This window comes from Bacteroidia bacterium (assembly GCA_040880525.1).
Lineage (GTDB): Bacteria > Bacteroidota > Bacteroidia > CAILMK01 > JBBDIG01 > JBBDIG01.
This window is the reverse complement of record JBBDIG010000048.1, coordinates 35,357-60,271: the sequence shown is the minus strand read 5'-3', so window position 1 is coordinate 60,271 and position 24,915 is coordinate 35,357. Positions and strand designations below refer to the sequence as shown.

Genomic DNA, 24,915 nt, shown 5'->3' with positions numbered 1-24,915 from the left:
TCTATTAAGGTTTTCCCGCCACGATCCTCAAACCAGCATCCCTGCTATAGCAGCGGTAAGGAAGCAAGCCAGTGTGCCTCCAACCAAAGCACGCAGGCCAAGTTCTGAAAGCATGGTTTTGCGGTGAGGTGCAATCACGCCAATTCCCCCGATCTGGATGCCGATGGAGGCAAAGTTGGCAAAACCGCAGAGGGCGTAAGTAGCGATAATAATGGATTTCTCATTTGTGAGCATCGCAGTATCCTTCAGGTTGCCGAGGGAGACATACGCCACAAACTCATTGAACAGCGTCTTTTCGCCCAGCAGTCGTCCTACGGAGGTAAGGTCTTGCGCTGGCACACCCATGATCCAGGCGAAAGGCGCGAAGAGATGGCCGAGAATATAGCGGAAGCTGAATCCTTCATAATAGCCATTTGTGCTTTCTCTGATCACCTGGTTCAGGCCCGTAGGTTCGCCAATGCCATGCAGAAAAATGTAGTCAAACATGGCCACAAATGCGAGAAATACCAGCAGCATGGCCCCCACATTTACGGCCAGCTTCAGGCCCTGCGTAGTGCCATTGGAGATGGCATCCAGCACGTTTTTCCCCATCTTTTCTTTGCTGATGTTGAGGTCGCGGTTCACTACCTCCGTTTCAGGGATCATTATCTTGGCGATGAGCAATGCAGCCGGTGCTGACATGATGGAGGCCGTGAGCAGGTGCGTGGCAAAGATTTGCCGCGCCACAGGATCGGTGCCACCCAAAAAACCAATGAATGCAGCCAACACGCCTCCGGCAATGGTGGCCATTCCTCCGGTCATTAGCGCCATGATTTCTGAGCGTGTCATTTTATCCACGTAAGGTTTTACCACAAGCGGTGCTTCCGTCTGGCCCACGAATATATTGGCGGCTGCGGCCAGGCTTTCTGCGCCCGACAATCGCATCGTCTTTTTCATAATCCAGGCAAAAGCCATTACCACATATTGAAGAATATTCAGGTAATAAAACAAGGATGTTAGGGCGGAAAAGAAGATGATGGTGGGCAGCACCTGGAAAGCGAAAATGTATCCGAATGAATTTACATCTGTAACCAGTTTGCCAAAAAGAAAATCCGCACCGTGGAGTGTAAAGGTGAGCACTATGACAAAGCCGCTGCTGATAAAGTCGAATACCGCCTTTACGGCCTCTACTTTCAGGACGGCCAGTGCAAAAACGACCTGAAGGCCAATGCCGGTGGCCACAAGCCTCCAGTCAATTTTTCTGCGGTTGTTGCTGAAAAGAACCGCCACAATCAGGAGAATGATGATGCCCAGAATGCCCCGGAAAACATCGTATAAAATAGTGGCGGTGGTGCGGGCTTGCGGTACAAACTCAAAGAGCAGCACTTGTTCTCGGTCCATCAATTCTAGTTTAGTAGCCGAGATATTCCTGATGCCGTAAGGCGTATTGGCAGCTATGGTGCTGTTGCCCTGGCTAAACGTAATGGTGCTGTCGTGGAGTTGCCAGGTTCCTTTCTGGTTTGCGAGGGAAAAGAGGCTGCTGTCGCGCAGCAGCAGGATTTGGGGCGATACGGCTGTGGTGTCGCTTTCCTGCACGATGGCGATCAGCTTCCACTGCCGGGCCATTGTTTTTTCAAGAGTAGGATATTCGTAGGAGCAGGAGGAGAAGAGGAGAACCGTGAGCAGCAGACTCCAAAGCCGCTTATCCATTATCGCCTTCTTTGCCTTCCTCCCTTCGTCTGATTTCATCTCGGAGTTTTGCGGCCAGGATATAGTTTTCTACCTCAATGGCTTCATCCAGCAGCTTTTTCAGATCGTCCATTGACTGCTTGGCAAGGTCAGCCGGCTTTTCTGCTGAAGTTTTCGCGGACGGGCTTTTGCGGCTGCGTTTCTCATCTTTTTCCAGCTCCTCGGCTTCGAGGTCGCTAAGGATGATGCCGGCATCCTGCAGGATGGATTCGTAAGTAAATATGGGGCATTTGAACCGGAGGGCAATAGCAATGGCATCAGATGTCCGTGCGTCTATTTCGTGCTCTCTTGTTCCATTGGCACAAACCACATGTGCATAGAAAATACCTTCATGCAGCCTGTGTATAATCACCTCTTTTACTTTAATATCAAATGATTCAGAAAGTGATTTAAACAGGTCGTGTGTCATGGGCCTCACAGGCACAATCTTCTCAATTTCAATAGCAATGGCCTGGGCTTCAAAAGCACCGATGATAATGGGCAGTTTTCGCGAACCGTTCTTTTCTTCCAGGATCAACGTATAGGATGTAGAAGTATGGCCTGATGAAATTCCTAATATCTTGAGTTCGGTCTTTTGCATTGGAGCAACCTTAGGAGGCTTTTAATTCTTTAGCAGCTTTAATCAGCTTTGGCAGCACTTCAAAGGCATCGCCTACAATGCCATAATCTGCTGCCTTAAAAAATGGGGCTTCAGGATCCTTATTGATAACAGCGATCACTTTGCTGGCGTTTACACCGGCCAGATGCTGTATCGCTCCTGAAATACCGATCGCAATATAAAGATTCGGGCGAATGGCCAGTCCGGTTTGGCCTACGTGTTCTGAATGCGGGCGCCAATCCATGTCAGACACCGGCTTGGAACAGGCGGTAGCGGCTCCCAGCGTTTCGGCAAGTTCTTCGAGCGGGCCCCAGTTATCCGGGCTTTTCATGCCGCGTCCTCCTGATACCACCACTTCGGCTTCCGTCAGCGAAAGCTTCCCCGTAGACTTTTTTACTTCCTTAATTTCAGTATTTACCGCAGCATCATCTATTTCTACATTGAATTTCTCAATGGATGCTTCTTTTGGATTTTCCTGCGCCTTCACAGAATTTACCAGCAGTGCCAGCACTTTTTTATCGCTTTCCATTTTAACATGGCTAAAACCCTTTCCACTGAAAACCGGCTTTTTTACAATGAAATCTCCATCCATTTGCGGAATATCAATAACACCGGTTATGGCTGCCGCTTTCATCCTGGCAGCAACTCTCGGAGCAAGCGATTTTCCATTGAAAGTACTGGCGAATATCACGAGCTTGGCGCCTTCCTTTTCTGCTGCCTGTACGATGGCTGCGGCATAACTGCTCACGCGATATTGTTTTAGTTTTTCATTCCCGGCAACCAGTATCTTGTCAGCGCCATATTTTCCTATGGATTTCAGGGTTTCTTCTGATACCTCACCAATGGAAACAGCCGTAACGCTATCTCCTGATTTTTCAGCAATTTGAGAAGCATAAGAAACTGCTTCGAAGGTGGCTTTTTTAAACTGTCCATCCCAGTTTTCGGCATATACTAAAACAGGCATTTATTTTTAATTATGCTGGTTAAATTTTTTGACAATCAGAACAGCAAAAGGTTCTGAACTTAATGAACGGGTTTATATTACTTTGGCTTCTGAGTGCAGAAGTTGAATGAGTTCCCCCGCATTTTCCGGATCTATGTATTTGCATTCACCTTTTTCCTTTGGCGGTTCATATTCCGCAACCGAGGTATGTTTGGTCACATCAGCAGCCGGAACATTCTGAATAGGTTTGGAGCGCGCCATCATAATTCCGCGCATATTCGGAATGCGGGGTTCAGCCAGTTCTTTGGTAGCACTCAGCACCAGCGGCAGTGGCGATTGCAACGTCTCGTGCCCGCCATCAACAAACCGGGTGATGGTAGCTGAGCCGTCAGCAACTTCTACAAAGGTAGACAGCCCAACCGATGGAATTTCCAGCATTTCTCCGAGCAGATCGCAAACCTGGCCACCATTGTAGTCAATAGATTCGCGGCCCGTAATGATGAGGTCAAATCCTTTATCTTTTATAGCTGCGGCAATTTGTTCGGCCACGAAAAAGGCATCGGCAGGTTCAGCATCCACACGCATGGCTTCGTCAGCGCCTATTGCCAGGCACTTTCTGATGATGGCTTCAGATGATGCATCACCTACGTTGATGATAGTAATGGTACTGCCGGAATGTTTTTCCTTGAGTTCAAGTGCCTTCGCAAGTCCGTGTTCATCATAAGGGTTAATAATAAACTGAACTCCTGAGTAGTCAACTGACTTGCGGTCACTGGAAAATTTTACTTTTGTCGTGGTGTCCGGAACCTTGCTCACACACACTAAAATCTTCATAAATCCTTGATTTTTGGGAGCTGCAAACGTACTAAAAAATGAAGAATGGCTAATGATCGCCTGGCGAAACTGGAAGAGATGCAAAAGGCCGATCCTCAGGATCCCTTTCTGATATATGCTATCGCTCTTGAATATATGGGAAAAGGCGATTTTGAGGCTGCGCTGCACCATTTCCTGCGGCTCAATGCAATGGATCCGGATTACCTGCCCCAATATTTTCAGTTGGGCCAGCTTTACGAAGGAATGAACGAACATTCTGAGGCGGCAGCCGCTTATGAACGGGGAATTTCATTGGCTGTCCGGCAGCGCGAGCAAAAAACGCTGAATGAATTGCGGCAGGCTCTTGAATTACTGTCTGAAGATTAGGGCGTTTTTTTCCGGTTTATTTTTAAAATCTTAATAAAGAAGAAATTGAAGTCTGAAAAAGACGAGATCATTTACGGCATCCATGCTGTGGAAGAAGCTGTGGCGGCAGGCAGGGAAATATCCAAAGTGCTGATACAGCAGGAGTACCGTGGCGAAGGGCTGACGGGACTCGTGAAACTGCTAAGGAAAGAGGCCATTCCATATCAGCATCTGCCCAAAGAGCGAATGAAGAGAATGCCGGGCAGGGCACAACAGGGCGTGGTGGCATTTATTTCTCCCATAGAATTTCATGATCTGCAACAATTGCTGCCTGCGCTGTTTGAGCAGGGAAAAATGCCGCTCATTGCTGTGCTTGATGGAATAACGGATGTAAGAAATATTGGTGCTATCGCCCGTAGCGCGGAGTGCTTTGGCGTGCATGCATTAGTGGTGGCGGCAAAAGGGACGGGCGCTATCAATGCTGATGCAGTGAAAAGTTCAGCCGGGGCCTTGCTCAAAGTGCCGGTTTGCCGCGAGAAGAATCTTTCCAATGCCATCCACTTCATGAAGCAATCCGGCCTCATGGCGATTGGAGCAGGAGAAGATGCGAAGAAGCCACTTCAGGAAGCTGAACTTACGCACCCGGTGGTGCTTGTTCTTGGAGCCGAAGGAAAAGGAATTGGAAAAGAAATAGCGGGCCTGCTCGAAGATTCAATTAAAATTTCAATGGCGGGAACTATCGGCTCTCTGAATGTATCGGTTGCTGCCGGGATCATCTTCCATGAGGCCATGCACCAACGGCTGAAAGCGGAATAAAAAGCATGGACCTTTGAAGGATGTAATAATAATAGGAGGCGGCCTGGCGGGATTAACCTCTGCCATTCTCCTGGGCCGCGCAGGATTCGATGTGCTGGTGATAGAGAAAAATCAGTATCCTTACCATAAGGTCTGTGGCGAATACATCGCAAATGAGGTATTGCCATTTTTAAAATCCCTGGGTGTGGAACCGGAGCGGCTCAATGCCACAAAAATTAAGCACTTGCAAATCTCTGCACCTTCCGGCAGGCTGCTGGAAATGCCGCTGGACCTGGGAGGTTTCGGCATCAGCCGGCAATCCTTTGATCATCATTTATATGAAAAGGCAATAAGCGCTGGCACTGAATTCTTGCTTAATACTAAAGTGTATGACGTAAAATTTACGAATGACGTGTTTGAGGTTGAGATTCCCGGCAGAGCGCCCCTAAATGCTAAGGTTGTGATCGGAACTTTTGGCAAGCGCTCGAATATTGACCGTCAGCTCAGTCGCAAATTCATGCAACAGCGATCTCCCTGGATGGGAGTGAAGTATCACGTCCGGCTCGATTATCCTGACGACCTGATCGCACTACACAATTTCCATGAGGGCTATTGCGGTATTGCACCCATTGAGTTCAGCAAAGTGAATATATGCTACCTCACCAGCCGCGACAACCTGAAAAAGCATGGGAGCATTCTCGAAATGGAAAAGCAGGTATTGTATAAAAATCCATACCTGCAGGCGATATTTTCAAAAGCCCATTACCTCTTTATGAAGCCGGAGGTGATCAATGAAATTTCTTTCGGAAAAAAGGAACCCGTATGGAACCATATCCTGATGGCTGGAGATGCAGCAGGAATGATTGCTCCCTTGTGCGGAAACGGAATGGCAATGGCCATCCATGCTGGGAAGATTGCAGCGGAAGAATGCCACCGTTTTTTGAAAAGCGAAACTTCGCGCAGCCAAATGGAGCAAGCTTATTCCCATCGCTGGGATAAGCTCTTCGCGCAGCGGCTATGGGCAGGCCGCCAGATCCAGCGGTTGTTTGGCGAGAAGCTGCTCACCGAGGCGGCCATCAGCATTGCCAAAAATATTCCTCCGCTGGCCCGCTTTCTTGTGAAGAAGACGCATGGGGAGACGTTTTAGGCTGGATGGCGCTATGGGGTAAAAAGTGAATCAGGTGGTAGAAGTTTGGGTGAGTATCAATTACCCTTTTTCACACGGCTTTTTGTTGAAGGTAAATACATGAAACCGCTAAAGCGGTAACGTCACACCTGACATTCGTTACCCCCGGTTTAAACCGGGGGCTATTTAAAAATGATTTTTACGACTTTTAAAATCAAGATATTCTATCATGTACTCAGGCCAGGTTTTCGTGGTAACCTGCCCGTATATCAAAGAAGTAATCAGCAGAAATCAAAGATAGCAGCATTGGTTTTTTTCATTGTGGTTATTGTTTGTGGTTAAAAAATGCTGATGATAATCAGTGGAGAATTGTACTATTATACCACGAGCGGGATAAAATCTTGAACTACAAACAAACCTGTCATTCCTGAATTTCGCGATAGCGGAATATCAGGAATCTCCTGCACATAAAGGCCTTGCCAGGGTTACGTGGCTGCTTTTACAGCGCTGGTGCGAGTTTAGCGACAGCGTAACTCGTACCATTACAGAGGCCAAGCGACTCCGGGCTATTGCTTCTCTCGATAATTTATATCTTAGCGCTATCTTAAAAATTGTAAAACCATGAGAAACCACCTTATTCTTTTGCTACTGTGCCTGTTGTTTTTCACTGGAGCTTATGCCCAAGATCGTGAAATCAAATGGCTTACAGGCGTTACCGTAGGTACATCCCTCAATTCGACCTATTACAATGATAATTACAGTTTCGGCCTCAATGCCGCTGGTGAGGTGAGCCATCGCCTTGGTAACCGGTTTTGGATTACGAGCGGTGCCGGAATTTCCTGGATGAAATATGATTTCGAAGGAGTAGGCATGTCGCATGAAGAGGTCATGAACAGCAGGCGATGTCCAGTAGCATGTTTCAATACTTATGGATATGATTTTGTCAGCAATGAGATTTTATCCTTAGTGCTTCCACTGAATTTGCAACTTAATGTTATTAGCCGAGAGCGATTTTGGGGTGGGTTAAAAGCAGGAGGAAAGTATTACCTGAATTTGGCCGGAAGAATAAATGAATACCGGACTTATTCCGATAAAGAAGGTAATTATTCCTGGAGCTATCACGAACGGGATGGGCTTGCCGGAGAATTACTGCTAAATGGCAATTGGAGTGTAAAACCCAACTTGATATTTTCTATGGACATGGGTTTAGCAGCATTTTATGCGCCCATTCATTTGAAAAATTGGGGAAGTTATGAAGAGGAAATGAACCTTTCTCCTTTGATTAATTTTAAGCTTCTTCTTCCGGGGAGGTAGGGGTTTGGGTGTGGCACCAGCGTTAGGAGGCCATAGCAATTAAAATGAAAAAAAGAATTAGCTTTATCATGATGTTTGGGTTTTATGAGATTAAAGAAATATTAACGATTAATAGTATTTAAAATCGAAACGGCCATCAGTTATATAAATGGTATCAGCGCATTCTCCCTTTTTTGGCACTACGGTCATCCAAAAAGTACCGGAAACGATGTCCTTATCTAACCTTGAAATGTGTAGTTACCGTTGCTGGTGCGAGTTTAGCGATAGCGTAACTCGTACCTTCACAGTACAGCCAGTTTAATAAGTTGATTTTCATTTGCACTGCTGTATTTCCAATGCCGTGGCTCACTTACAAAGCCAGCTTCGACCGGATTGTTGTGAATATATTCAACCTTTTGATCAATAACCGCATTGCTCCACAGTTCAATCGGTTTATTATGCTGTTGCCAAAACTGATAATTCTTAACATTACTGCTCTTTGACCCGGCACGCTTCATCATCCAAAGCAGCCATTCCTTTCGGCTTTCTGCCGGGTTTGTCCCTATAGCTTTTTGCAATTCTATTGAAGTATATTTCTTAAAATCCCTCATCAGATCAGAAGGATTATGATCAGTAGCACTAAAAATTAAATGCACATGACTTGGCATAATGCACCAGTCAAATATTTCCATTCCTTTTTCTTTCTGACAATATTTTAGGCTCTGCACTAAAATCTCACAATATTCTTCTCTTACGAATACATCCAGCCAATAAACGGTAGCAAAACTCACAAAATATAGGCCTTCACTATTGTAGAACTTGTATTTCCTGCTCATGGCTGATAAAGGTACGAGTTACACTGCATAATCTTCCATTGTCATTTCAGATTATTCCGTTAAACTCGCACCAGCAAAGGGTAACTCGTACCTTTAGAGCACAGCCAGTTTAATAAGTTGATTTTCATTTGCACTGCTGTATTTCCAATGCTGTGGCTCACTTACAAAGCCAGCTTCGACCGGATTGTTGTGAATATATTCAACCTTTTGATCAATAACCGCATTGCTCCACAGTTCAATCGGTTTATTATGCTGTTGCCAAAACTGATAATTCTTAACATTACTGCTCTTTGACCCGGCACGCTTCATCATCCAAAGCAGCCATTCCTTTCGGCTTTCTGCCGGGTTTGTCCCTATAGCTTTTTGCAATTCTATTGAAGTATATTTCTTAAAATCCCTCATCAGATCAGAAGGATTATGATCAGTAGCACTAAAAATTAAATGCACATGACTTGGCATAATGCACCAGTCAAATATTTCCATTCCTTTTTCTTTCTGACAATATTTTAGGCTCTGCACTAAAATCTCACAATATTCTTCTCTTACGAATACATCCAGCCAATAAACGGTAGCAAAACTCACAAAATATAGGCCTTCACTATTGTAGAACTTGTATTTCCTGCTCATGGCTGATAAAGGTACGAGTTACACTGCATAATCTTCCATTGTCATTTCAGATTATTCCGTTAAACTCGCACCAGCGTGGGGGAGGTAGGGGTTTGGGTGCGGCACCAGCGTTAGGAGGCCATAGCAATTAAAACGAAAATAAAGAACTAGCTTTCTCATGATGTTTGGGTTTTATGAGATTAAAGAAATATTAACAATTAATAGTATTTAAAATCGAAACGGCCATCAGTTATATAAATGGTATCAGCGCATTCTCCCTTTTTTGGCACTACGGTCATCCAAAAAGTACCGGAAACGATGTCCTTATCTAACCTTGAAATGTGTAATTCTCCAATGCTGCTGGAATCCGTTTCATAATGGCATATAACCGAAGGATAATATGTCCGATACGCTCCACCGCCAAAAGGATAAGTAATTAACCTGAAGGTACCTGTATCCTCTACCAATCGGCTGCCTGAAACAAACCCTATATTTAAATTTTCGGATGAATCATAATCAGGCTCATAGTATCTATTTGCTGAAATACTAAGCTCTCCACTCTTATAAATAGCTTTTGGACCGGTTGTCGGATGTCCCGGCAGCTTATTCGGAAGCCAAAGCTCCCCGTTTACCTTCATGCCAAAAGTGTTCTCACCCGAGGTGGTAATGGGCGGCAGCCCAGGCTCAGAATTAGGTTTAGGTTCGTCTTTCTTCCGGCATTGCATCGCCAGTAATAAAAAGGCAAAGGTTGCAACAAGTATGGTGGCTAAGTTTTTCATGGGGCTGATATTTTCAACTCTTTTGGTAGCGGAAAGTTAATTTTCTTTTCTTAGACCAAAAACTTAATCCCAAAAAGAAATGATATTGCTGCATTACCTCATAACTCCAATGAAGTATAGCGGGTGGCAGTACTTTTTCATGGTTTTTCTGCCGTTAGCGCGCGTTTAGTGTCAGCATAACGCGCGCTAACCTGGATCCAACCCGGTTGGTTAGCGGCACGAAAAACAAATTTATTAAAGTGTCAGTAGCTGAAATCCGGTATATCAGCTTTGAAGCGGTAATTTTGAACCATCTTTTTATCACCAGAGAATTTTCTGAATTAATATATGAAATATCTTGCTGAGCTGAATGAAGTACAGCAGCAGGCCGTGCAGCATGGCGAAGGTCCGTTAATGATCATTGCAGGAGCCGGGTCGGGCAAAACGCGGGTACTCACCTACCGCATAGCCCATTTGCTCCAGAATGATGTAGATGCTTTCCGTATTTTATCCCTAACGTTTACGAACAAGGCTGCCCGTGAAATGCGGGAGCGAATAGAAGCGCTGGTAGGTACCGAAGCAAAGAACCTGTGGATGGGCACTTTCCACTCGGTATTTGCCCGGATATTAAGAATAGAAGCGCACCACATTGGCTATCCCGGCAATTTCACCATTTATGATACGGACGACAGCAAGAGCCTGATCCGCAGTATCCTGAGAGAAGAGGATCTTGATCCTAAGCTTTACAAGCCGAGCCTCGTGCTGAACCGGATCTCCCTCTCCAAGAACAATTTCATCTCATGGCAACAATACCAGGACGATCCTGAAATTCAGGCAGAAGACCAGTCCAATGCCCGTCCTAAATTGGGTTTGCTATATGAGAAATATGCGAAACGCTGCTTCACTTCCGGAGCCATGGATTTCGATGACATTCTGCTGAAAACCTATGAATTGTTTACGCGTCATGCCCCTGTACTGAATAAATACCAGCAGAAGTTCCGCTATGTACTCGTGGATGAATACCAGGATACCAATCATCTTCAGTATCTCATCATCCGGAAGCTGGCGGCCGTTCATCGCAACATTTGCGTGGTGGGAGACGATGCCCAGAGCATCTATGCTTTCCGGGGTGCCAACATTAAAAATATCCTCGATTATGAAAAGGATTATCCTGACCTGGCCGTCTACAAGCTGGAACAAAACTATCGTTCTACGGAAAACATCGTGAACGCTGCCGGGGCGGTGATCAGCAAAAACCGCTATCAACTGAAGAAGGAGCTTTGGACCCAGAACCAGGCCGGCAGCCTGATCAAGGTTTTTAAAGCGCAGTCAGAAAGTGAGGAAGGCAGGATCGTAGCGCAAACCATTTTTGATGAAAGAATGACCAATCGCTATCGCAATAGCCACTTTGCGATCCTCTACCGTACCAATGCCCAATCGCGCGCATTCGAGGAATGGCTGCGAAAACTGAATATTTCGTACCAGATCATTGGCGGCATTTCGTTTTACAGCCGGAAAGAGGTGAAAGACCTGCTGGCCTATTTTCGCCTGGCCGTGAATCCGCGGGATGAGGAGGCCCTGAAGCGGGTGATCAATTATCCCAAAAGAGCCATTGGCAAAACCACGTTGGAGCAACTGATCATTCTGGCCAACAAGAACAGTGTGAGCATTTGGGAGGTGATACAGCACATCAGCCAAACACCGTTTGATGCCCGCGTGAAGCATATTCTTGAAAATTTCCGTGTAATGATCGAAAGCTTCCAGGTGCGGGTACAGGAAACTGATGCCTACGAAATGGGGATGCAGATAGCCCGTGAATCCGGCATTCTGAAGCTGATGTTCGAGGATAAAACTCCTGAAGGTGTGGCGCGATACGAGAATATCCAGGAATTGCTCTCGGCAGTCAAAGAATTTACAGAGCGGGGAGAAGATGAGGATGCGGAGGGCAATGCCAGGAACTTAGCGCTGTTTATGCAGGAAGTGTCATTGCTTACAGATGCCGACACCAAAGATCCCGATGCTGACAGCGTAACGATGATGACCATACATGCTGCCAAAGGGCTGGAGTTTCCGGTGGTGTTTGTGGGTGGGCTGGAAGAAAATCTTTTTCCCTCGCAAATGTCGCTGCAATCCCGTGAGGACCTGGAAGAGGAGAGGCGCCTGTTTTACGTAGCCTTAACACGGGCACGGGAAAAAGTGTACCTCTCATTTGCCAAAAGCCGCTTCCGGTGGGGAACGTTAGTGCCGGGCGAGCAAAGCCGGTTTATTGATGAAATAGATCCCCGCTTTCTGGATTATCAGCAGCCTGCACAAAAGCAGAAGCCGCAGTTTTCGCTGCCCAATCTGACAAAACCGGTAATGAGAAAAGCCAATTTCTCGAAGGCCGTTCATCAGCCATCACCTGATTTTAAACCGGATGATGTGAGTACGTTAGAGAGCGGCATGCAGGTGGAGCACAACCGTTTTGGACAGGGCACCGTTGTGAATGTAAATGGTGACAGCCAAAACCGAAAAGCAACAATTGAGTTTAAAGGTTTGGGACAAAAGCAAATACTGTTGAAGTTTGCCAAAATGCGCATCATAAACTGATAAAGGTTTTTCCCTTTAAAAGATCGTTTTTTGCACCCAATTCTGTTCCCTGAAAATATTTTTTACATTTAGATTTTAAATTATGATTGAAGAAGAATTAAAAATGGAGTACAACTCCAACCGGCCGGAAATGGTGATCCGGGAATATGGAAGAAATATCCAGAAGATGATAGAGTTTACCATAGGAATTGAGGACCGGGAAAAGCGAACCGCAGCCGCCCATGAGATTATTGATGTAATGTCGCAGATTAATCCCGGAGTAAGAGGGCAGGGAGACTACAAGCACAAGCTCTGGGATCACCTGCACCTGATCTCACATTTCCGCCTGGATGTGGAGGCACCGTATCCGCCACCCGAAGAAGATACGCTCAAAACGCAGCCGGATCCCATCCCTTATGCCAGCAATAATATTAAGCTTCGCCACTATGGACGCATAGTAGAGCAAATGATTAAAACCGCTACGGAAATGGAAGATGGCGAGGCAAAAGAAGAATTGGTGGATTCTATTGCCAGCTACATGCGCATGTCATATAAAATCTGGAACGATGACAAGGTAACGGATGAAAAAGTGCTGAACGATCTGAAGAATATGTCAGGAGGCAAACTTCAGCCGGATACCATTAAAGGACAGTTGAAAATACCAGACGCTCCTTCCCAGCATGCAAAACGCCACAGGCGCGACTACCGGACAAACAAAGGGAAGGGACGGAAGAACTTTCGCAGAGGCGGCAAGAAATAAAACGAATGGAATCTTTTGTAATTAACGGACCGGTAAGGCTCTCAGGAACCATACAGCCGCAGGGTGCAAAAAATGAGGCACTACAAGTGATTTGCGCTACATTGCTTACCGCGGAAAAAATTGTGATCCGCAACATACCTGAGATACGGGATGTGCTGAAGCTGCTGGAGATTATCCGTGGGCTGGGCGTAAAAGTGGACCGGCTTGCGCCAAATGATTATGAATTCAAGGCAGATGATATTGATCTGGACTATCTCCATTCCCCTGATTTTTTCAGCAAAGTTGGAAGCCTGCGCGGATCTATAATGCTGATGGGACCGCTATTGACGCGGTTTGGAAAAGGCGTGCTCACCAAGCCGGGTGGCGATAAAATCGGCAGGCGCAGACTGGATACTCATTTTACCGGATTTGAAAAGTTGGGCGCCAGCTTTGAAGCCGATCCTGAACAACGCTTTTACAAGCTGACTGCAAACCGGCTCAAAGGCGCGTATATGCTTTTGGACGAAGCCTCGGTAACCGGTACGGCAAACATTGCAATGGCTGCTGTACTTGCCGAAGGTAAAACCACCATTTACAATGCGGCCTGCGAACCCTACCTGCAGCAGCTTTGCAAAATGCTTAACAGCATGGGCGCCAACATCAGCGGCATTGGCAGCAATCTCCTTGTAATAGAAGGCGTGGAGAAACTAGGCGGCTGCGAACACCGCTGCCTTCCTGATATGATCGAGATTGGTAGCTTCATCGGGATGGCCGCTATGACCCAGTCTTTACTCCGCATTAAAAATGTAGGCTATGAGCACCTGGGCATTATCCCGGAAGTTTTCAAGCGGTTGGGAATACGCATGAGCAGGGAAGGAGACGACCTGGTAATTCATGGACAGGAAGAGTATGAAATTGAGACTTTCCTTGATGGATCTATCATGACTGTGGCGGATGCAATATGGCCAGGATTTACGCCCGACCTTATCAGCATCGCATTGGTTACTGCCACGCAGGCCAAAGGAAATGTCCTGATCCATCAAAAGATGTTCGAGAGCCGGCTGTTTTTTGTGGACAATCTTATTGACATGGGCGCGCAGATAATTTTGTGCGACCCGCACCGGGCCACCGTTATGGGCCTTGCACGGAAACATCCGCTGAAAGGAATCAGCATGCGCTCGCCCGATATTCGGGCCGGGGTTTCTCTGCTGATTGCCGCCCTTTCAGCAGAAGGAAGAAGCACCATTTACAACATTGAGCAAATTGATCGCGGCTATGAAAAAATTGATGAGCGCCTGAATGCGCTGGGAGCCGGGATAGCGAGGGTGAATGCGGCTGGTGATTAACTGCGAGCAGAGCATAACCATACTTTTTGCAATGGAAAGAACGCAACCAAACCGGCCAGTTCAGATTAAATCCTATAACCGTAAATCGTTAAATGTAAGTGAAAATTTGAATTTAATAAAACCCTTATTTTCATTTTTTTAAAAACTATAGAAACACTTCGGTAATACACTCAACCCAAACTTATTCTTTTTCCAGCCGTGATTCAAACTGATAAGACCTTAAATAAGGTTGTACGCAATTGAAAAAATTAATTGTGAATACCTTGCGAACAGCCGGCAGAGTGGTTCCCTTGCCTCTGCTCTTCAAATTAACCGGAGAACAGCTCTTCCTGCCATTTTATCATGTCGTTTCCGATGAATACCTGCCGCATATCAGCCATTTGTATCAATACCGCAACACCCGCCACTTTGAGGCTGATCTTGATTTTCTGCTGAAATTTTATAAGCCGGTCAACCTGCAGGAGCTTAAATATTTGCAGGATGAAAAACTGCTTCACGCCAAACCCTGCATGTTACTTTCCTTTGATGACGGCCTGCGGGAATGCGCTGAAGTCATCGCACCCATTCTCCTGCGGAAAGGCATTCCGGCAGTATTTTTTATTAATCCACCTTTTATTGATAATAAAGGATTAATGTACCGCTATAAAGCGAGTTTGATCATTAATCAAATTAAAAAAGGAATTTCAGAGCCAGTGAAGAAAAGGATCTATGAGATCCTGGGGATTCCTGCCACTTTTAATCTTGAAGCGGCAGTGCTGAAAATCAATTTTTTACTGAAGCAAAAACTGGATGAAATAGCTGAGATACTCGAAGTTAATTTTGCCGGTTTTCTGCTAAAGGAGCGTCCGTATATGACTTCCGCGCAAGTTAAAGAAATGATAGACGATGGATTTAATATTGGAGGCCACAGTATGGAACACCCGCTATTCTCACTGTTATCCTATAATGAGCAGTGGGAGCAGGCGAAAAAAAGCATGGAAGAAATAACCAGGGATTATCAGCAGGAAACTCAGTCATTTTCATTTCCTTTTACAGATCACGGAATTTCTGCAAAACTCATTCAGCAGATGCATCGGACAGGGGTGGATTTTACTTTCGGGAGTGCCGGACTCAAACAGGATTTCAGTTACCGGCATTTACAGCGTTTTCCCATGGAAGGCACTAATCTTCCGGCCAGCGCTTTGGTGAAGGCAGAATACCTGTATTATTTGCTAAAGAAACCTTTGGGGAAGCATGGAATTGACAGACACATGGAATCAACGGATATTAGAATAATTATTAAAATATTAATTTTATTTATTATTTTGTGTTTAACATTATTTTTATTGGAATATAAATAACGACTTTCACACTTGACAATGTAAAAGCAATGGTAAAATCCCACAGTTTAATCTTGTAAGTCACTATATCGGCACTATGGCCCGGTCCCATAGCGAAGAGGTGAAGCTATCTCCAAAACTTTTTCTTCAAAGCTTTCTTTCTGTATTGGAATGGAAATTGGACAACTAAAAGTAAAACTAACGATGATGGAAGTGAAAAGGCTCATTCTGATACTAACGCTATTTTGTTTTGCCATATCTCCTGCTTTCGCACAAAAGGTGGGACTGAACCCCGGAGATCATGCTCCGGAGATCAATCTTAATAATCCCGAAGGCAAAGCCATCCCCCTTTCTTCATTAAAAGGAAATATGGTGTTTATTGACTTTTGGGCTTCCTGGTGCATTCCCTGCCGCAAAGAGCATCCAAACCTCAAAAGGGTATATACCAGGTTCAGGAACGGGGAATTTGACGGAGGACAAAGTTTTACGATTTACAGCGTCTCGCTCGATAAAGTGAAAGCAGACTGGATGCAGGCGATCCAGAATGATAAATTGGAATGGCCCAATCAGGTAAGCGACCTTCAGGGCTGGAAATCTGCAGCCGCCAGAACCTATGGCATCAATGCCATTCCGTATAATCTCCTGATTGATGGCAACGGAATTATCGTGGCCAAAGAACTCAGCGCTGCAGAGCTCGAGGAAATCCTTGCTTCCCGTATAAAGTAGCCGATCCTATATCTCCGGTGTCAGTTTGTCAGCACACCCTGCTGGCAATAATCTTGTTGAATGCGGCCGAAAGGAGAAGAACCAGAATTTTTGATGTTTTTATTGGAAACTCAAATAATAAAAAATCCATGAACGATAAGAAGGAAGAAAAAGAAGATATGAATATAGAGAATGACCTCGTGCCTGAAGAAGAAACAGTTACAGATGAACAGGCTTACGAGGAGGATCCAAAGGATTTGGAGAAAGACGAGTCGAAAGATCGCGATGAATATTATGATAAATTCATCCGGTTATATTCTGATTTTGAGAATTTCAGAAGGAGAACTCTTAAAGAGAAGGCGGAACTTATTACCAATGCCAATGCGAGCCTGGTAGCTGAGCTACTACCTGTATTGGATGATCTGGAGAGAGCCCTGGACTCAATGAAACTTGCCGAAAATGAAGATGTGCTGACGGGGGTGGAATTAATCTATAATAAACTCAAAAGAACGTTGGTGTCAAAAGGGCTGAAGGAAATGGAGGCGATTGGCGAACCGTTCGATCCGGATATGCATGAGGCATTGACAAAAATTCAGGCGCCAAACGATGAAATGAAAGGAAAAGTGGTGGATCAGGTTGAGAAAGGATATTTACTCAACGACAAAATTATCCGCCATGCTAAAGTGATAGTAGGACAATAAGAGGTATGACAAAAAGAGATTATTACGAGATATTAGGTATTTCAAAGGATGCCGGACAGGATGAGATCAAGAAGGCATATCGCAAGCTGGCGATCAAATACCACCCTGACAAGAACCCCGGAAATGCAGAAGCCGAAGAAAGTTTTAAGGAAGCAGCGGAGGCTTACGAGATACTGAGAGACGAGCAGAAGCGCGCGGCTTACGACCGTTTTGGCCATGCCGGTGCAGGCGCTTATGGAGGAGGAGGTGGCTTCAGCGGAGGCGGTATGTCAATGGACGATATTTTCAGCCGGTTTGGAGACATATTCGGTGGAGGTGGTGGCGATCCTTTTGACAGTTTCTTTGGCGGAGGCCGCTCAGGCGGAGGCCGGAGAAGGACTGTATACAAAGGCACGAACCTGCGCGTGAAGGTGAAGGTAACCTTGCAGGATGTGGCAGCAGGCGTTGAGAAAAAGCTGAGGCTCAAGAAATATCTTTCCTGCGAAACCTGCAGTGGTTCCGGTGCAAAAGGTGGCGATTCATTTTCCACCTGCTCCACGTGCCAGGGTTCAGGCCAGGTGCGCCAGGTTTCTAATACTTTCCTGGGGCAAATGGTGACGGCCAGCACCTGCCCCACCTGCCAGGGCGAAGGCAGAGTGATCACCAGCCGCTGTGATGTCTGCCATGGCGAGGGCCGCGTACATGGCGAGGAGGTGGTTACCGTAAAACTTCCGCCAGGCGTGAAGGATGGCGTACAACTGAGCGTTTCAGGCCGGGGAAATGCCGCACCACGTGGCGGAATTGCCGGAGACCTTATCGTGGTTATTGAAGAAATAGAACACAAATACCTGAAACGAGACGGAAGCAACGTTATGTTTGATCTCCATATTGGTTTTGCCGATGCTGCGCTGGGGACAGAGAAAGAAATTCCTACCATTGATGGAATGGTGAAAATTGACATTCCGGCAGGTACACAGGGAGGGAAAATATTCAGGTTAAAACATAAAGGTGTACCACGACTGGAAAACGGGCTGAAAGGCGACCAGTTGATTCATGTAAATATTTATGTGCCCAGAGCCTTCACAAACCAGGAAAAGAAAATATTGAAGGAACTGAGCAAATCAGAAAACTTTCAGCCAAAAGCCGAAAGTGATGAAAAAGGATTTTTTGAAAAAGTAAAGGAAATGTTTAGTTAGTGAATATATTTATGGTTAGGTAGATCCCGTTCCTGAAGCTTGAAAAAAGCAACGGAGCGGGATTTTTTTTGTTTTAATTATTGGAATTTAATTGTGACATTATAGTTATTATTTCTTAATCAAAAATTTTAATTTAAAATTCTGATGTGAAATAGTTAAAAGAATTTTAAAATATTTGATATTTCAATAGAAAATACGGTTTTATCGAATAGCAGATAATGTAGTTTTCAGCACACCCTTAACTTTGCAGAATTATTAAATCAAAATACAATCAATGATTTCCTATACAATTTCATGTGAAAATCCGGCAGGACAGTACCTGCAGATAGAAATGGCGATACCGGAAATAGAGGGGGATAAACTACAATTGCAAATGCCAGCCTGGCGTCCCGGGCGCTACGAGCTCGGAAATTTCGCGAAAAATGTGCAGGCATGGCGCGCTGAAGATATTGACGGCAAATTCCTGCCATTTGAGAAACGTACGAAAGACCTGTGGGAGGTAACCTGTAAAGATATCGATACGGTTGTGGTGAAGTATAATCTTTATGCCTCCGAGCTAAATGCCGGTTCTACGTATGTGGATGCTGAGCAACTCTATCTGAACCCGGTAAATTGCCTGATGTACGTGCCGCAGCGGGCAGGGGAGGATTGCAGCCTCAGCCTCAATGTTCCTGAAGATTACCTGGTGGCGGGCAGTCTCAGGCAAACGTCAGGTCATCAGTTATGGGCACCGGATTTTGACCGGTTAGCTGATTCTCCCATTATTGCATCTGCCACTTTGCAGCACCAGGATTTTGATCTGGGTGGTGTTCAGTTTCATCTCTGGTTTCAGGGAATCGCGCGGCCAGAGTGGAGCCGGATCCAAAAGGATTTCATGGCATTTACCGGGGAGCAATTGAAAGTATTCGGAGCATTTCCGGTAGAAGAATATCAATACCTGTTTCAGGTGCCGCCCTACCCTGTGTATCATGGTGTAGAGCATGAGCGGTCCACCGTCATAGCCCTGGGTCCGGGCTTCGAGTTGATGAAGCCGGAGAAGTATGGTGAATTCCTGGGCATCAGTTCGCACGAACTTTTCCATACCTGGAACGTGAAGGCGCTTCGCCCCGCTGAGATGTATCCGTATGATTTTACAAAGGAAAACTACAGTCCGCTCGGCTATGTGGCAGAGGGCGTTACCACTTATTATGGTGATTATATGCTGCTGAGGTCGGGCGTATGGAGTTTTAATGAATATTGCTATAAAGCCGGTAAAGTACTGAACCGCCACTTCCACAACTATGGCCGCTTTAACTTGTCAGTAGCCGCATCTTCATTTGATACCTGGCTTGATGGCTATAGCGAGGGCGCTCCGAACAGGAAAGTTTCCATTTATCATAAAGGAGCGCTGGTGGCGCTGATCCTGGATGTCCGCTTGCGCAAACGCAGCAATCACAAACTATCGCTGGACACGGTAATGCGCCAGCTTTATGAAAAATTTGCTCTGCAAAAAATAGGATTTACCGAGGCGGATTATAAAGGGACTATTGAAGCAATTTCAGACGAGGACTATACTGACTTTTTTCAAAATTACATTTGGGGCACGGATGCCCTGGATGAGGTGCTGGATGAGGCGTTTGATTTTTTGGGATTAGCGATAAAACGGGTTCCTTCTGCGTTTATGGCCGAACAGCGGCTGGGATTCAAGCTGAATGAGGAGATGATGGTAACGGCTATTGCTCCCGGTTCTCCTGCTGAGGTGGCAGGCCTTTCATTGAAGGACGAAGTGCTGAGCCTTAATGGCATTCCATTACAGGAGAAATACGTGCTCTCGCTCTTTGCGTTCTTCGAAAAGGCTAAGATGAAACTCACTGTCCGGTCGCGGGGAAATTTAAGGACGCTGAAGCTACAGGGCGGGAGTGAGACGTACTACCCGTACCACGAAGTAGTGAAACAGGAACATCCCACAGCAGAGCAAATGCGAAACTTTGAGGCCTGGGCAGGCCACCGGTGGGAGGCAGAATAAGGCATAAAATTAAATGTTTGGAGGACACAAAAAGGAAATCTACATTTGCACCTCGAAAAAACACTGCGGGGTAGAGCAGTTGGTAGCTCGTTGGGCTCATAACCCAAAGGTCGCAGGTTCGAGTCCTGCCCCCGCTACTACTTAAAAGGCTGATAAGAGATTATCAGCCTTTTTTATGTGCCTTGCAAGGAAATAATTTGGTGCGAACGGCAACAGCATTAGGTACCTGCAGTCCGTCTTTTCTTCCAGGCCGCATCGGAAGGTCTTTGAGCGTAGGATGATTTGACTTGGTGCTTGCGCTCCTGCTCTAGGTAGACGGCAAGCAGTGCTGCCACTTCTGCCTCATCCTCATTTTCCTGATACAGGTTATCCGGTGTGAAATGTTTCTGCACGAAATGCGTATCGAAGTTACCTGAGCGGAAAGCCTCATGTTCCATTACGAATTTGCCAAAAGGCAGCGTGTTGGCCACCCCCTCCAGATGAAATTCACTGATAGCGCGGCTCATTCGATCTATGGCTTCTATGCGCGTTGGCGCATGCGTTACCAATTTCGAGATCATCGGATCATAAAAAACAGGGATTTCCATCCCTTCCTCATAGCCGCTGTCCGTTCGTACGCCAGGCCCGTCTGACGGGCGATAACCGGTAAGCGTTCCGGTATCAGGCAGAAAATTGTTGTAGGGATCTTCCGCATAGATCCGCAATTCTATAGAATGGCCGTTCAGCCAAAGATCTTCTTGCTTGAAACTTATTTTTTCTCCGCGGGCAATTTTTATCTGCTCCTTTACGAGGTCAACGCCCGTTACCATTTCGGTTACAGGATGCTCCACCTGCAGGCGGGTGTTCATTTCAAGGAAATAAAAATTAAGGTCCTGATCCAGGAGAAATTCCACGGTGCCGGCACCTTCGTAGTGGCAGGCACGCGCCACATCCACCGCACTTCGTCCGATGCTTTCCCGGATTTCTGGCGTAAGAATGCATGAGGGTGCTTCCTCGACCACTTTCTGGTGCCGCCTCTGGATGGAGCATTCCCGCTCAAAGAGGTGAAGAAAATTCCCGTGCTGGTCGCACAGGACCTGCACTTCAATATGCCGAGGAGAGGAAATATACTTTTCGAGGAACACCGACCCATCCCCAAAGGATGATTGCGCTTCACTCACGGCCCGCTGCATTTGCTCGTGAAATTCGCTGGCAGCGTTGACTACCCGCATTCCTTTTCCACCGCCACCGGCAGCAGCTTTTATCAATACCGGGAAGCCGATTTCCTCAGCTACTCTGGCAGCCTCAGCCAAATCCGAGACGGCCGTATTGGTTCCCGGCAGCATGGGAATATTGTATTGCTTAGCTGCCCTTTTGGCTGCCAGTTTATTGCCCATCATTTCTATAGAAGAAGAAGAGGGGCCGATAAACTTAATTCCGGCCTCCTGTACCTTTTGGGCAAATGCAGCATTTTCAGAGAGAAAACCGTAGCCCGGATGAATCCCGTCTGCTTTAAATTGTAAGGCAGTTTCTATGATCTTATCTCCGAGGAGGTAAGAAGCCGAGGAAGCCGCGGGACCAATACACACTGCCTCGTCAGCATAGCGTACGTGCAGCGCATCCCGGTCAGCTTCAGAAAAAACAGCTACTGTCCCGATTCCCATTTCCTTTGCAGAACGGATGATGCGCAGGGCTATCTCGCCTCTGTTACTGATGAGTATTTTTTTCATGCTAAAGGTGGTGTACGCTGAGCAATATTATTCAGCATCAGGATGCGTCAGTTCCGGGTTATCTATCATCTGGAGGTCAACCCAAAGTTTTTCAGACGGACTCATGGCGCCAAATCCAAGTACACCTCCCGAAGAGTTGGCGATGTGGGAGGCCAGCGTTTTAAAACTTACATAAAGTTTGGTCGCCAGGTTATATTCTATTTTAGGCCATAGCTCATTTACCTTTGCCAGTTTTTGAGAAATCCACAGGTTGCGTCCTTCAGCATTATCCGCAATGCCCTTTAGTTCCTGGATCTTATCCTGCAGGCTCTGATGGAAATTTTCGTCTATTTCACGATAAAATTCGCGAAGCAAATAGTCCTCCTTCATGGTACGAAAATGGGTGATCCGTTCGGCCCATTCCAGTTCCTGCTGATCAATTACATTGTCAGCGCCCGCTATCAGCACTGTAATCCAGGCGGGAACTTCATGAATGAATTTATATTCTTCGGGAGACAAATTTTCTAATCCTTGGTGCATCTATCTTTGATTGTTTGCGTGGGTGCAGGTTTTAAAGCGGTCAAAATTAGAAAATTTAGGGTTATCCATAAGGTAAAGCCTGACCGGAGTTTTTGTGATAAAATGCCAGCGACAGATTGATTTATAAATGCTTGAAAATGAGCAGTTGAATTTCAGCGGGAAATTTTTTTAGAGAAACTGGAACTATTTAGAAATAAAAGCAGGAGCATGGGCAACCCTGAGAAATAAGGCTTCGTCATACACACCAAAGGCAGCAAAAATGCCTGATGAAAGAAAACAGAAAGACATATCACTTGTGGAGAAGTGCATCAATGGTGATGTGCAAAGCCAGAAGGAATTGTTTCAATTATATTATTCAAAGATGTTAGCCATTTGCGACAGATATGCGAAAGACCGGGACGATGCCAAAGATGCTTTGCAGGATGGCTTCATTAAGGTTTTTGAAAATCTCCACACGTTCAATTTTAAGAGTTCGCTGGAGCATTGGATTCGCAGGATCATGGTAAATATGTCCATTGACAAGTACCGGAAAAAGGTTTCCGAACCCTTCAAGGTGGATGTGGACAAGGTCTATGATCTTTCTATTGAAGAGGAAATTCTGACACAACTTGATTATGAAGACCTTTTGGTATGCGTGCAGGAATTACCGCATGGATACCAGACGGTTTTCAATCTTTATGTAATAGAGGGGTTTAGCCATCAGGAAATAGGAGAGATGCTGGGAATAAGTGCCGGTACATCCAAAAGCCAGCTCCATAAAGCGCGTCACCAACTTCAGGAAGCAATTAAACAACGTCTTATTATCAGAAAATGAGCAGCAGAAAAGACATAGAGAGGTTTGATGACTTTTTCCGTGAAGCATTTGACGGGAAGGAAGCGGCCCATACTTCTGCCGAAATGGATGCTGACTGGAACGCGGTGAAATCACATCTGCCTGCAACCGGCAGCACAGCAGGTGGAACTGCTGCAAGTGGTTCCGGTTCGTTTGTGGTAGCTTCCTCTGTGGTGGCCGTTTTAACTGCAGCCCTTATTGCTATCATCGTAATAATGTCTGGCAATGAGAACAACAGTACTGATCTTGAAACAAGTTCGGAGATAAACTTACCAGAGCCGAACAAGGAGCTTGGAATGGAACAAGGAATATATATAGATCAGGAAGATGAAGCTCCGGCCCGTCAAAATCCTGAAAATGATAAGGAAACGGCTATTACTGAACAGAGTAAATCCAGCAAAGAAACCCTGGTCCCGGCAACGGAATCGTTATCCGGAAATGACGACAGGAATAGCGATCTGAGAAATTCCTCTGACCAGACTTCCGGACAGCAACCCCAAAGAATCCGGGAACAAAGCAGGCAAACTGTAAATGTAGAACAGCCGGCAAACCCGCCTTTGCCAACCGATAAGACGACAGAAGATTTGAAGAGAGTTCAGGACAGGTCCGTTACTATTTCGGATAATACCCGGGCTGCAGTTGAGGATTTGAAACTTACCGCTAAAACGCTCTGTCTCAATAGCAGTGTGATTCTCACCACCTCTTCCGCGCCACAAGCGGCTTTTTACTGGCTGAAGGGGGAAGGAATAATCGAAAAGCTTGAGAAAAATACCGAACTCGCCTTTACCTCAGCCGGAGAGAAACAAGTTTGGATTATCAAGAAAATAAATGGAATCAGTACCGATACAGCGATCCTCACACTGACGGTTCATGAAACTCCGGAATCAGAGTTTGTGACGGATATAACACGAATGCCGAACATTGCCTTTAACAATACGAGCCGTGAAGCAACCAGCTACCGGTGGGTATTTGGAGACGGAACGGTTTCCAATGATTTAAGCCCGCAACACCGCTATAATCTCAGTGGTCTTTATCGTCCTTCACTGATCGCTATTAATGATTACGGGTGCCGGGATACTTTTACTGACAGGCTGCAAATAGAAGCTGAAAGTTCACTGGATCTGGCCAATACTTTTACACCGAACGGAGATGGCATCAACGACCGGTTTGAAGTCCTGATCAGTGGTGAAACCTATTTTGAATTCTCGGTAATTGACCGGAGCGGCAATAAAGTTTTCCATAGCAAAGAAAAAAGCAATAGCTGGGACGGCACTGACAGCCGGAACGGTAAACCCCTGCCTTCAGGCACTTATTACTATGTATTGCAGTATAAGTTGCAAGGGCAGCACAGGCCAGTCACCCAAACGGGTGCAATCGCATTAATCCGCGATTAATATTTAATGAATTAAATTTGACCATCTTTTAAATAATCAGA

The 24,915-nt window shown here is 45.9% G+C and carries 23 protein-coding genes and 1 tRNA gene; 15 read left to right on the top strand and 9 right to left on the bottom strand.

What is annotated here, in order from left to right; genetic code table 11:
* Window positions 1-27: 27 nt before the first annotated feature.
* From WD077_13465 to WD077_13450, 4 genes are all read right to left on the bottom strand, one after another.
* Complete coding sequence (locus WD077_13465) at window positions 28-1,728, bottom strand: nucleoside transporter C-terminal domain-containing protein (GenBank protein MEX0968243.1); 1,701 nt, start codon at window positions 1,726-1,728, stop codon at window positions 28-30.
* Window positions 1,682-2,308, bottom strand: a complete 627-nt coding sequence (locus WD077_13460) for a bifunctional nuclease domain-containing protein (protein ID MEX0968242.1) — start codon at window positions 2,306-2,308, stop codon at window positions 1,682-1,684. The genes WD077_13465 and WD077_13460 overlap by 47 nt, the downstream gene beginning before the upstream one ends.
* A 10-nt stretch (window positions 2,309-2,318) precedes the next feature.
* On the bottom strand, window positions 2,319-3,290 hold the full coding sequence (locus WD077_13455; GenBank protein ID MEX0968241.1) for an electron transfer flavoprotein subunit alpha/FixB family protein: 972 nt from the start codon (window positions 3,288-3,290) through the stop codon (window positions 2,319-2,321).
* Between the two features lie 72 nt (window positions 3,291-3,362).
* Window positions 3,363-4,103: an electron transfer flavoprotein subunit beta/FixA family protein gene (locus tag WD077_13450; GenBank protein ID MEX0968240.1), complete on the bottom strand. Its 741-nt coding sequence runs from the start codon at window positions 4,101-4,103 to the stop codon at window positions 3,363-3,365.
* A 45-nt stretch (window positions 4,104-4,148) separates the two neighbouring features.
* Here WD077_13450 and WD077_13445 point away from each other — a divergent pair, with 45 nt between their 5' ends.
* From WD077_13445 to WD077_13430, 4 genes are all read left to right on the top strand, one after another.
* Entirely contained in the window at window positions 4,149-4,469 is a 321-nt protein-coding gene (locus tag WD077_13445) for a tetratricopeptide repeat protein (protein ID MEX0968239.1), read from the top strand.
* A 45-nt stretch (window positions 4,470-4,514) separates the two neighbouring features.
* A complete protein-coding gene (gene rlmB, locus WD077_13440; protein MEX0968238.1) occupies window positions 4,515-5,264 on the top strand; it encodes a 23S rRNA (guanosine(2251)-2'-O)-methyltransferase RlmB in 750 nt (249 codons plus the stop codon).
* Window positions 5,265-5,277: 13 nt separating this feature from the next.
* A complete protein-coding gene (locus tag WD077_13435) occupies window positions 5,278-6,390 on the top strand; it encodes an NAD(P)/FAD-dependent oxidoreductase (GenBank protein MEX0968237.1) in 1,113 nt (370 codons plus the stop codon).
* Between the two features lie 600 nt (window positions 6,391-6,990).
* Entirely contained in the window at window positions 6,991-7,683 is a 693-nt protein-coding gene (locus WD077_13430) for a hypothetical protein (GenBank protein ID MEX0968236.1), read from the top strand.
* 281 nt (window positions 7,684-7,964) lie between these two features.
* On the opposite strand, the gene WD077_13425 is transcribed toward WD077_13430, so the two are convergent.
* The 3 genes from WD077_13425 to WD077_13415 form a co-directional block, all read right to left on the bottom strand.
* Window positions 7,965-8,498, bottom strand: a complete 534-nt coding sequence (locus tag WD077_13425; GenBank protein ID MEX0968235.1) for a transposase — start codon at window positions 8,496-8,498, stop codon at window positions 7,965-7,967.
* A 93-nt stretch (window positions 8,499-8,591) separates the two neighbouring features.
* Window positions 8,592-9,125, bottom strand: a complete 534-nt coding sequence (locus WD077_13420) for a transposase (protein MEX0968234.1) — start codon at window positions 9,123-9,125, stop codon at window positions 8,592-8,594.
* Between the two features lie 197 nt (window positions 9,126-9,322).
* On the bottom strand, window positions 9,323-9,883 hold the full coding sequence (locus tag WD077_13415; GenBank protein ID MEX0968233.1) for a hypothetical protein: 561 nt from the start codon (window positions 9,881-9,883) through the stop codon (window positions 9,323-9,325).
* A gap of 327 nt (window positions 9,884-10,210) precedes the next feature.
* Here WD077_13415 and WD077_13410 point away from each other — a divergent pair, with 327 nt between their 5' ends.
* The 9 genes from WD077_13410 (at window position 10,211) to WD077_13370 (ending at window position 20,557) form a co-directional block, all read left to right on the top strand.
* Window positions 10,211-12,451: a UvrD-helicase domain-containing protein gene (locus WD077_13410; protein MEX0968232.1), complete on the top strand. Its 2,241-nt coding sequence runs from the start codon at window positions 10,211-10,213 to the stop codon at window positions 12,449-12,451.
* A gap of 82 nt (window positions 12,452-12,533) precedes the next feature.
* The gene (locus WD077_13405) at window positions 12,534-13,190 is read left to right on the top strand and encodes a DUF4290 domain-containing protein (protein ID MEX0968231.1); all 657 of its coding nucleotides are present in this window, start codon (window positions 12,534-12,536) and stop codon (window positions 13,188-13,190) included.
* 5 nt (window positions 13,191-13,195) lie between these two features.
* The gene (gene murA / locus WD077_13400) at window positions 13,196-14,515 is read left to right on the top strand and encodes a UDP-N-acetylglucosamine 1-carboxyvinyltransferase (GenBank protein MEX0968230.1); all 1,320 of its coding nucleotides are present in this window, start codon (window positions 13,196-13,198) and stop codon (window positions 14,513-14,515) included.
* Window positions 14,516-14,754: 239 nt separating this feature from the next.
* The gene (locus tag WD077_13395) at window positions 14,755-15,855 is read left to right on the top strand and encodes a polysaccharide deacetylase family protein (GenBank protein ID MEX0968229.1); all 1,101 of its coding nucleotides are present in this window, start codon (window positions 14,755-14,757) and stop codon (window positions 15,853-15,855) included.
* 183 nt (window positions 15,856-16,038) lie between these two features.
* Window positions 16,039-16,560, top strand: a complete 522-nt coding sequence (locus WD077_13390; protein MEX0968228.1) for a TlpA disulfide reductase family protein — start codon at window positions 16,039-16,041, stop codon at window positions 16,558-16,560.
* A 128-nt stretch (window positions 16,561-16,688) separates the two neighbouring features.
* On the top strand, window positions 16,689-17,240 hold the full coding sequence (locus WD077_13385; GenBank protein ID MEX0968227.1) for a nucleotide exchange factor GrpE: 552 nt from the start codon (window positions 16,689-16,691) through the stop codon (window positions 17,238-17,240).
* A 5-nt stretch (window positions 17,241-17,245) separates the two neighbouring features.
* The gene (gene dnaJ, locus WD077_13380) at window positions 17,246-18,415 is read left to right on the top strand and encodes a molecular chaperone DnaJ (GenBank protein MEX0968226.1); all 1,170 of its coding nucleotides are present in this window, start codon (window positions 17,246-17,248) and stop codon (window positions 18,413-18,415) included.
* A 274-nt stretch (window positions 18,416-18,689) separates the two neighbouring features.
* Window positions 18,690-20,420, top strand: a complete 1,731-nt coding sequence (locus WD077_13375; GenBank protein MEX0968225.1) for a PDZ domain-containing protein — start codon at window positions 18,690-18,692, stop codon at window positions 20,418-20,420.
* A 64-nt stretch (window positions 20,421-20,484) separates the two neighbouring features.
* A tRNA-Met gene (locus WD077_13370) sits at window positions 20,485-20,557 on the top strand.
* A gap of 81 nt (window positions 20,558-20,638) precedes the next feature.
* On the opposite strand, the gene accC is transcribed toward WD077_13370, so the two are convergent.
* Window positions 20,639-22,129, bottom strand: coding sequence for an acetyl-CoA carboxylase biotin carboxylase subunit (gene accC, locus WD077_13365; GenBank protein ID MEX0968224.1), 1,491 nt, complete (start codon window positions 22,127-22,129; stop codon window positions 20,639-20,641).
* Between the two features lie 27 nt (window positions 22,130-22,156).
* Entirely contained in the window at window positions 22,157-22,648 is a 492-nt protein-coding gene (locus tag WD077_13360; protein MEX0968223.1) for a hypothetical protein, read from the bottom strand.
* A 259-nt stretch (window positions 22,649-22,907) separates the two neighbouring features.
* On the opposite strand from WD077_13360, the gene WD077_13355 reads away from it, so the two are divergent.
* Together WD077_13355 and WD077_13350 are read left to right on the top strand one after the other, a co-directional pair.
* Window positions 22,908-23,462: a sigma-70 family RNA polymerase sigma factor gene (locus tag WD077_13355; GenBank protein ID MEX0968222.1), complete on the top strand. Its 555-nt coding sequence runs from the start codon at window positions 22,908-22,910 to the stop codon at window positions 23,460-23,462.
* The gene (locus tag WD077_13350) at window positions 23,459-24,874 is read left to right on the top strand and encodes a gliding motility-associated C-terminal domain-containing protein (protein ID MEX0968221.1); all 1,416 of its coding nucleotides are present in this window, start codon (window positions 23,459-23,461) and stop codon (window positions 24,872-24,874) included. The genes WD077_13355 and WD077_13350 overlap by 4 nt, the downstream gene beginning before the upstream one ends.
* Window positions 24,875-24,915: the final 41 nt, after the last annotated feature.

Bases quoted from the DNA above. Each gene is read 5' to 3' on its own strand.
- WD077_13465 (MEX0968243.1), bottom strand. From the start codon at position 1,728: ATGAAATCAGACGAAGGGAGGAAGGCAAAGAAGGCGATAATGGATAAG.
- WD077_13460 (MEX0968242.1), bottom strand. From the start codon at position 2,308: ATGCAAAAGACCGAACTCAAGATATTAGGAATTTCATCAGGCCATACT.
- WD077_13455 (MEX0968241.1), bottom strand. From the start codon at position 3,290: ATGCCTGTTTTAGTATATGCCGAAAACTGGGATGGACAGTTTAAAAAA.
- WD077_13450 (MEX0968240.1), bottom strand. From the start codon at position 4,103: ATGAAGATTTTAGTGTGTGTGAGCAAGGTTCCGGACACCACGACAAAA.
- WD077_13445 (MEX0968239.1), top strand. From the start codon at position 4,149: ATGGCTAATGATCGCCTGGCGAAACTGGAAGAGATGCAAAAGGCCGAT.
- WD077_13430 (MEX0968236.1), top strand. From the start codon at position 6,991: ATGAGAAACCACCTTATTCTTTTGCTACTGTGCCTGTTGTTTTTCACT.
- WD077_13425 (MEX0968235.1), bottom strand. From the start codon at position 8,498: ATGAGCAGGAAATACAAGTTCTACAATAGTGAAGGCCTATATTTTGTG.
- WD077_13420 (MEX0968234.1), bottom strand. From the start codon at position 9,125: ATGAGCAGGAAATACAAGTTCTACAATAGTGAAGGCCTATATTTTGTG.
- WD077_13415 (MEX0968233.1), bottom strand. From the start codon at position 9,883: ATGAAAAACTTAGCCACCATACTTGTTGCAACCTTTGCCTTTTTATTA.
- WD077_13410 (MEX0968232.1), top strand. From the start codon at position 10,211: ATGAAATATCTTGCTGAGCTGAATGAAGTACAGCAGCAGGCCGTGCAG.
- WD077_13405 (MEX0968231.1), top strand. From the start codon at position 12,534: ATGATTGAAGAAGAATTAAAAATGGAGTACAACTCCAACCGGCCGGAA.
- murA (MEX0968230.1), top strand. From the start codon at position 13,196: ATGGAATCTTTTGTAATTAACGGACCGGTAAGGCTCTCAGGAACCATA.
- WD077_13390 (MEX0968228.1), top strand. From the start codon at position 16,039: ATGATGGAAGTGAAAAGGCTCATTCTGATACTAACGCTATTTTGTTTT.
- WD077_13385 (MEX0968227.1), top strand. From the start codon at position 16,689: ATGAACGATAAGAAGGAAGAAAAAGAAGATATGAATATAGAGAATGAC.
- dnaJ (MEX0968226.1), top strand. From the start codon at position 17,246: ATGACAAAAAGAGATTATTACGAGATATTAGGTATTTCAAAGGATGCC.
- WD077_13375 (MEX0968225.1), top strand. From the start codon at position 18,690: ATGATTTCCTATACAATTTCATGTGAAAATCCGGCAGGACAGTACCTG.
- accC (MEX0968224.1), bottom strand. From the start codon at position 22,129: ATGAAAAAAATACTCATCAGTAACAGAGGCGAGATAGCCCTGCGCATC.
- WD077_13360 (MEX0968223.1), bottom strand. From the start codon at position 22,648: ATGCACCAAGGATTAGAAAATTTGTCTCCCGAAGAATATAAATTCATT.
- WD077_13355 (MEX0968222.1), top strand. From the start codon at position 22,908: ATGCCTGATGAAAGAAAACAGAAAGACATATCACTTGTGGAGAAGTGC.
- WD077_13350 (MEX0968221.1), top strand. From the start codon at position 23,459: ATGAGCAGCAGAAAAGACATAGAGAGGTTTGATGACTTTTTCCGTGAA.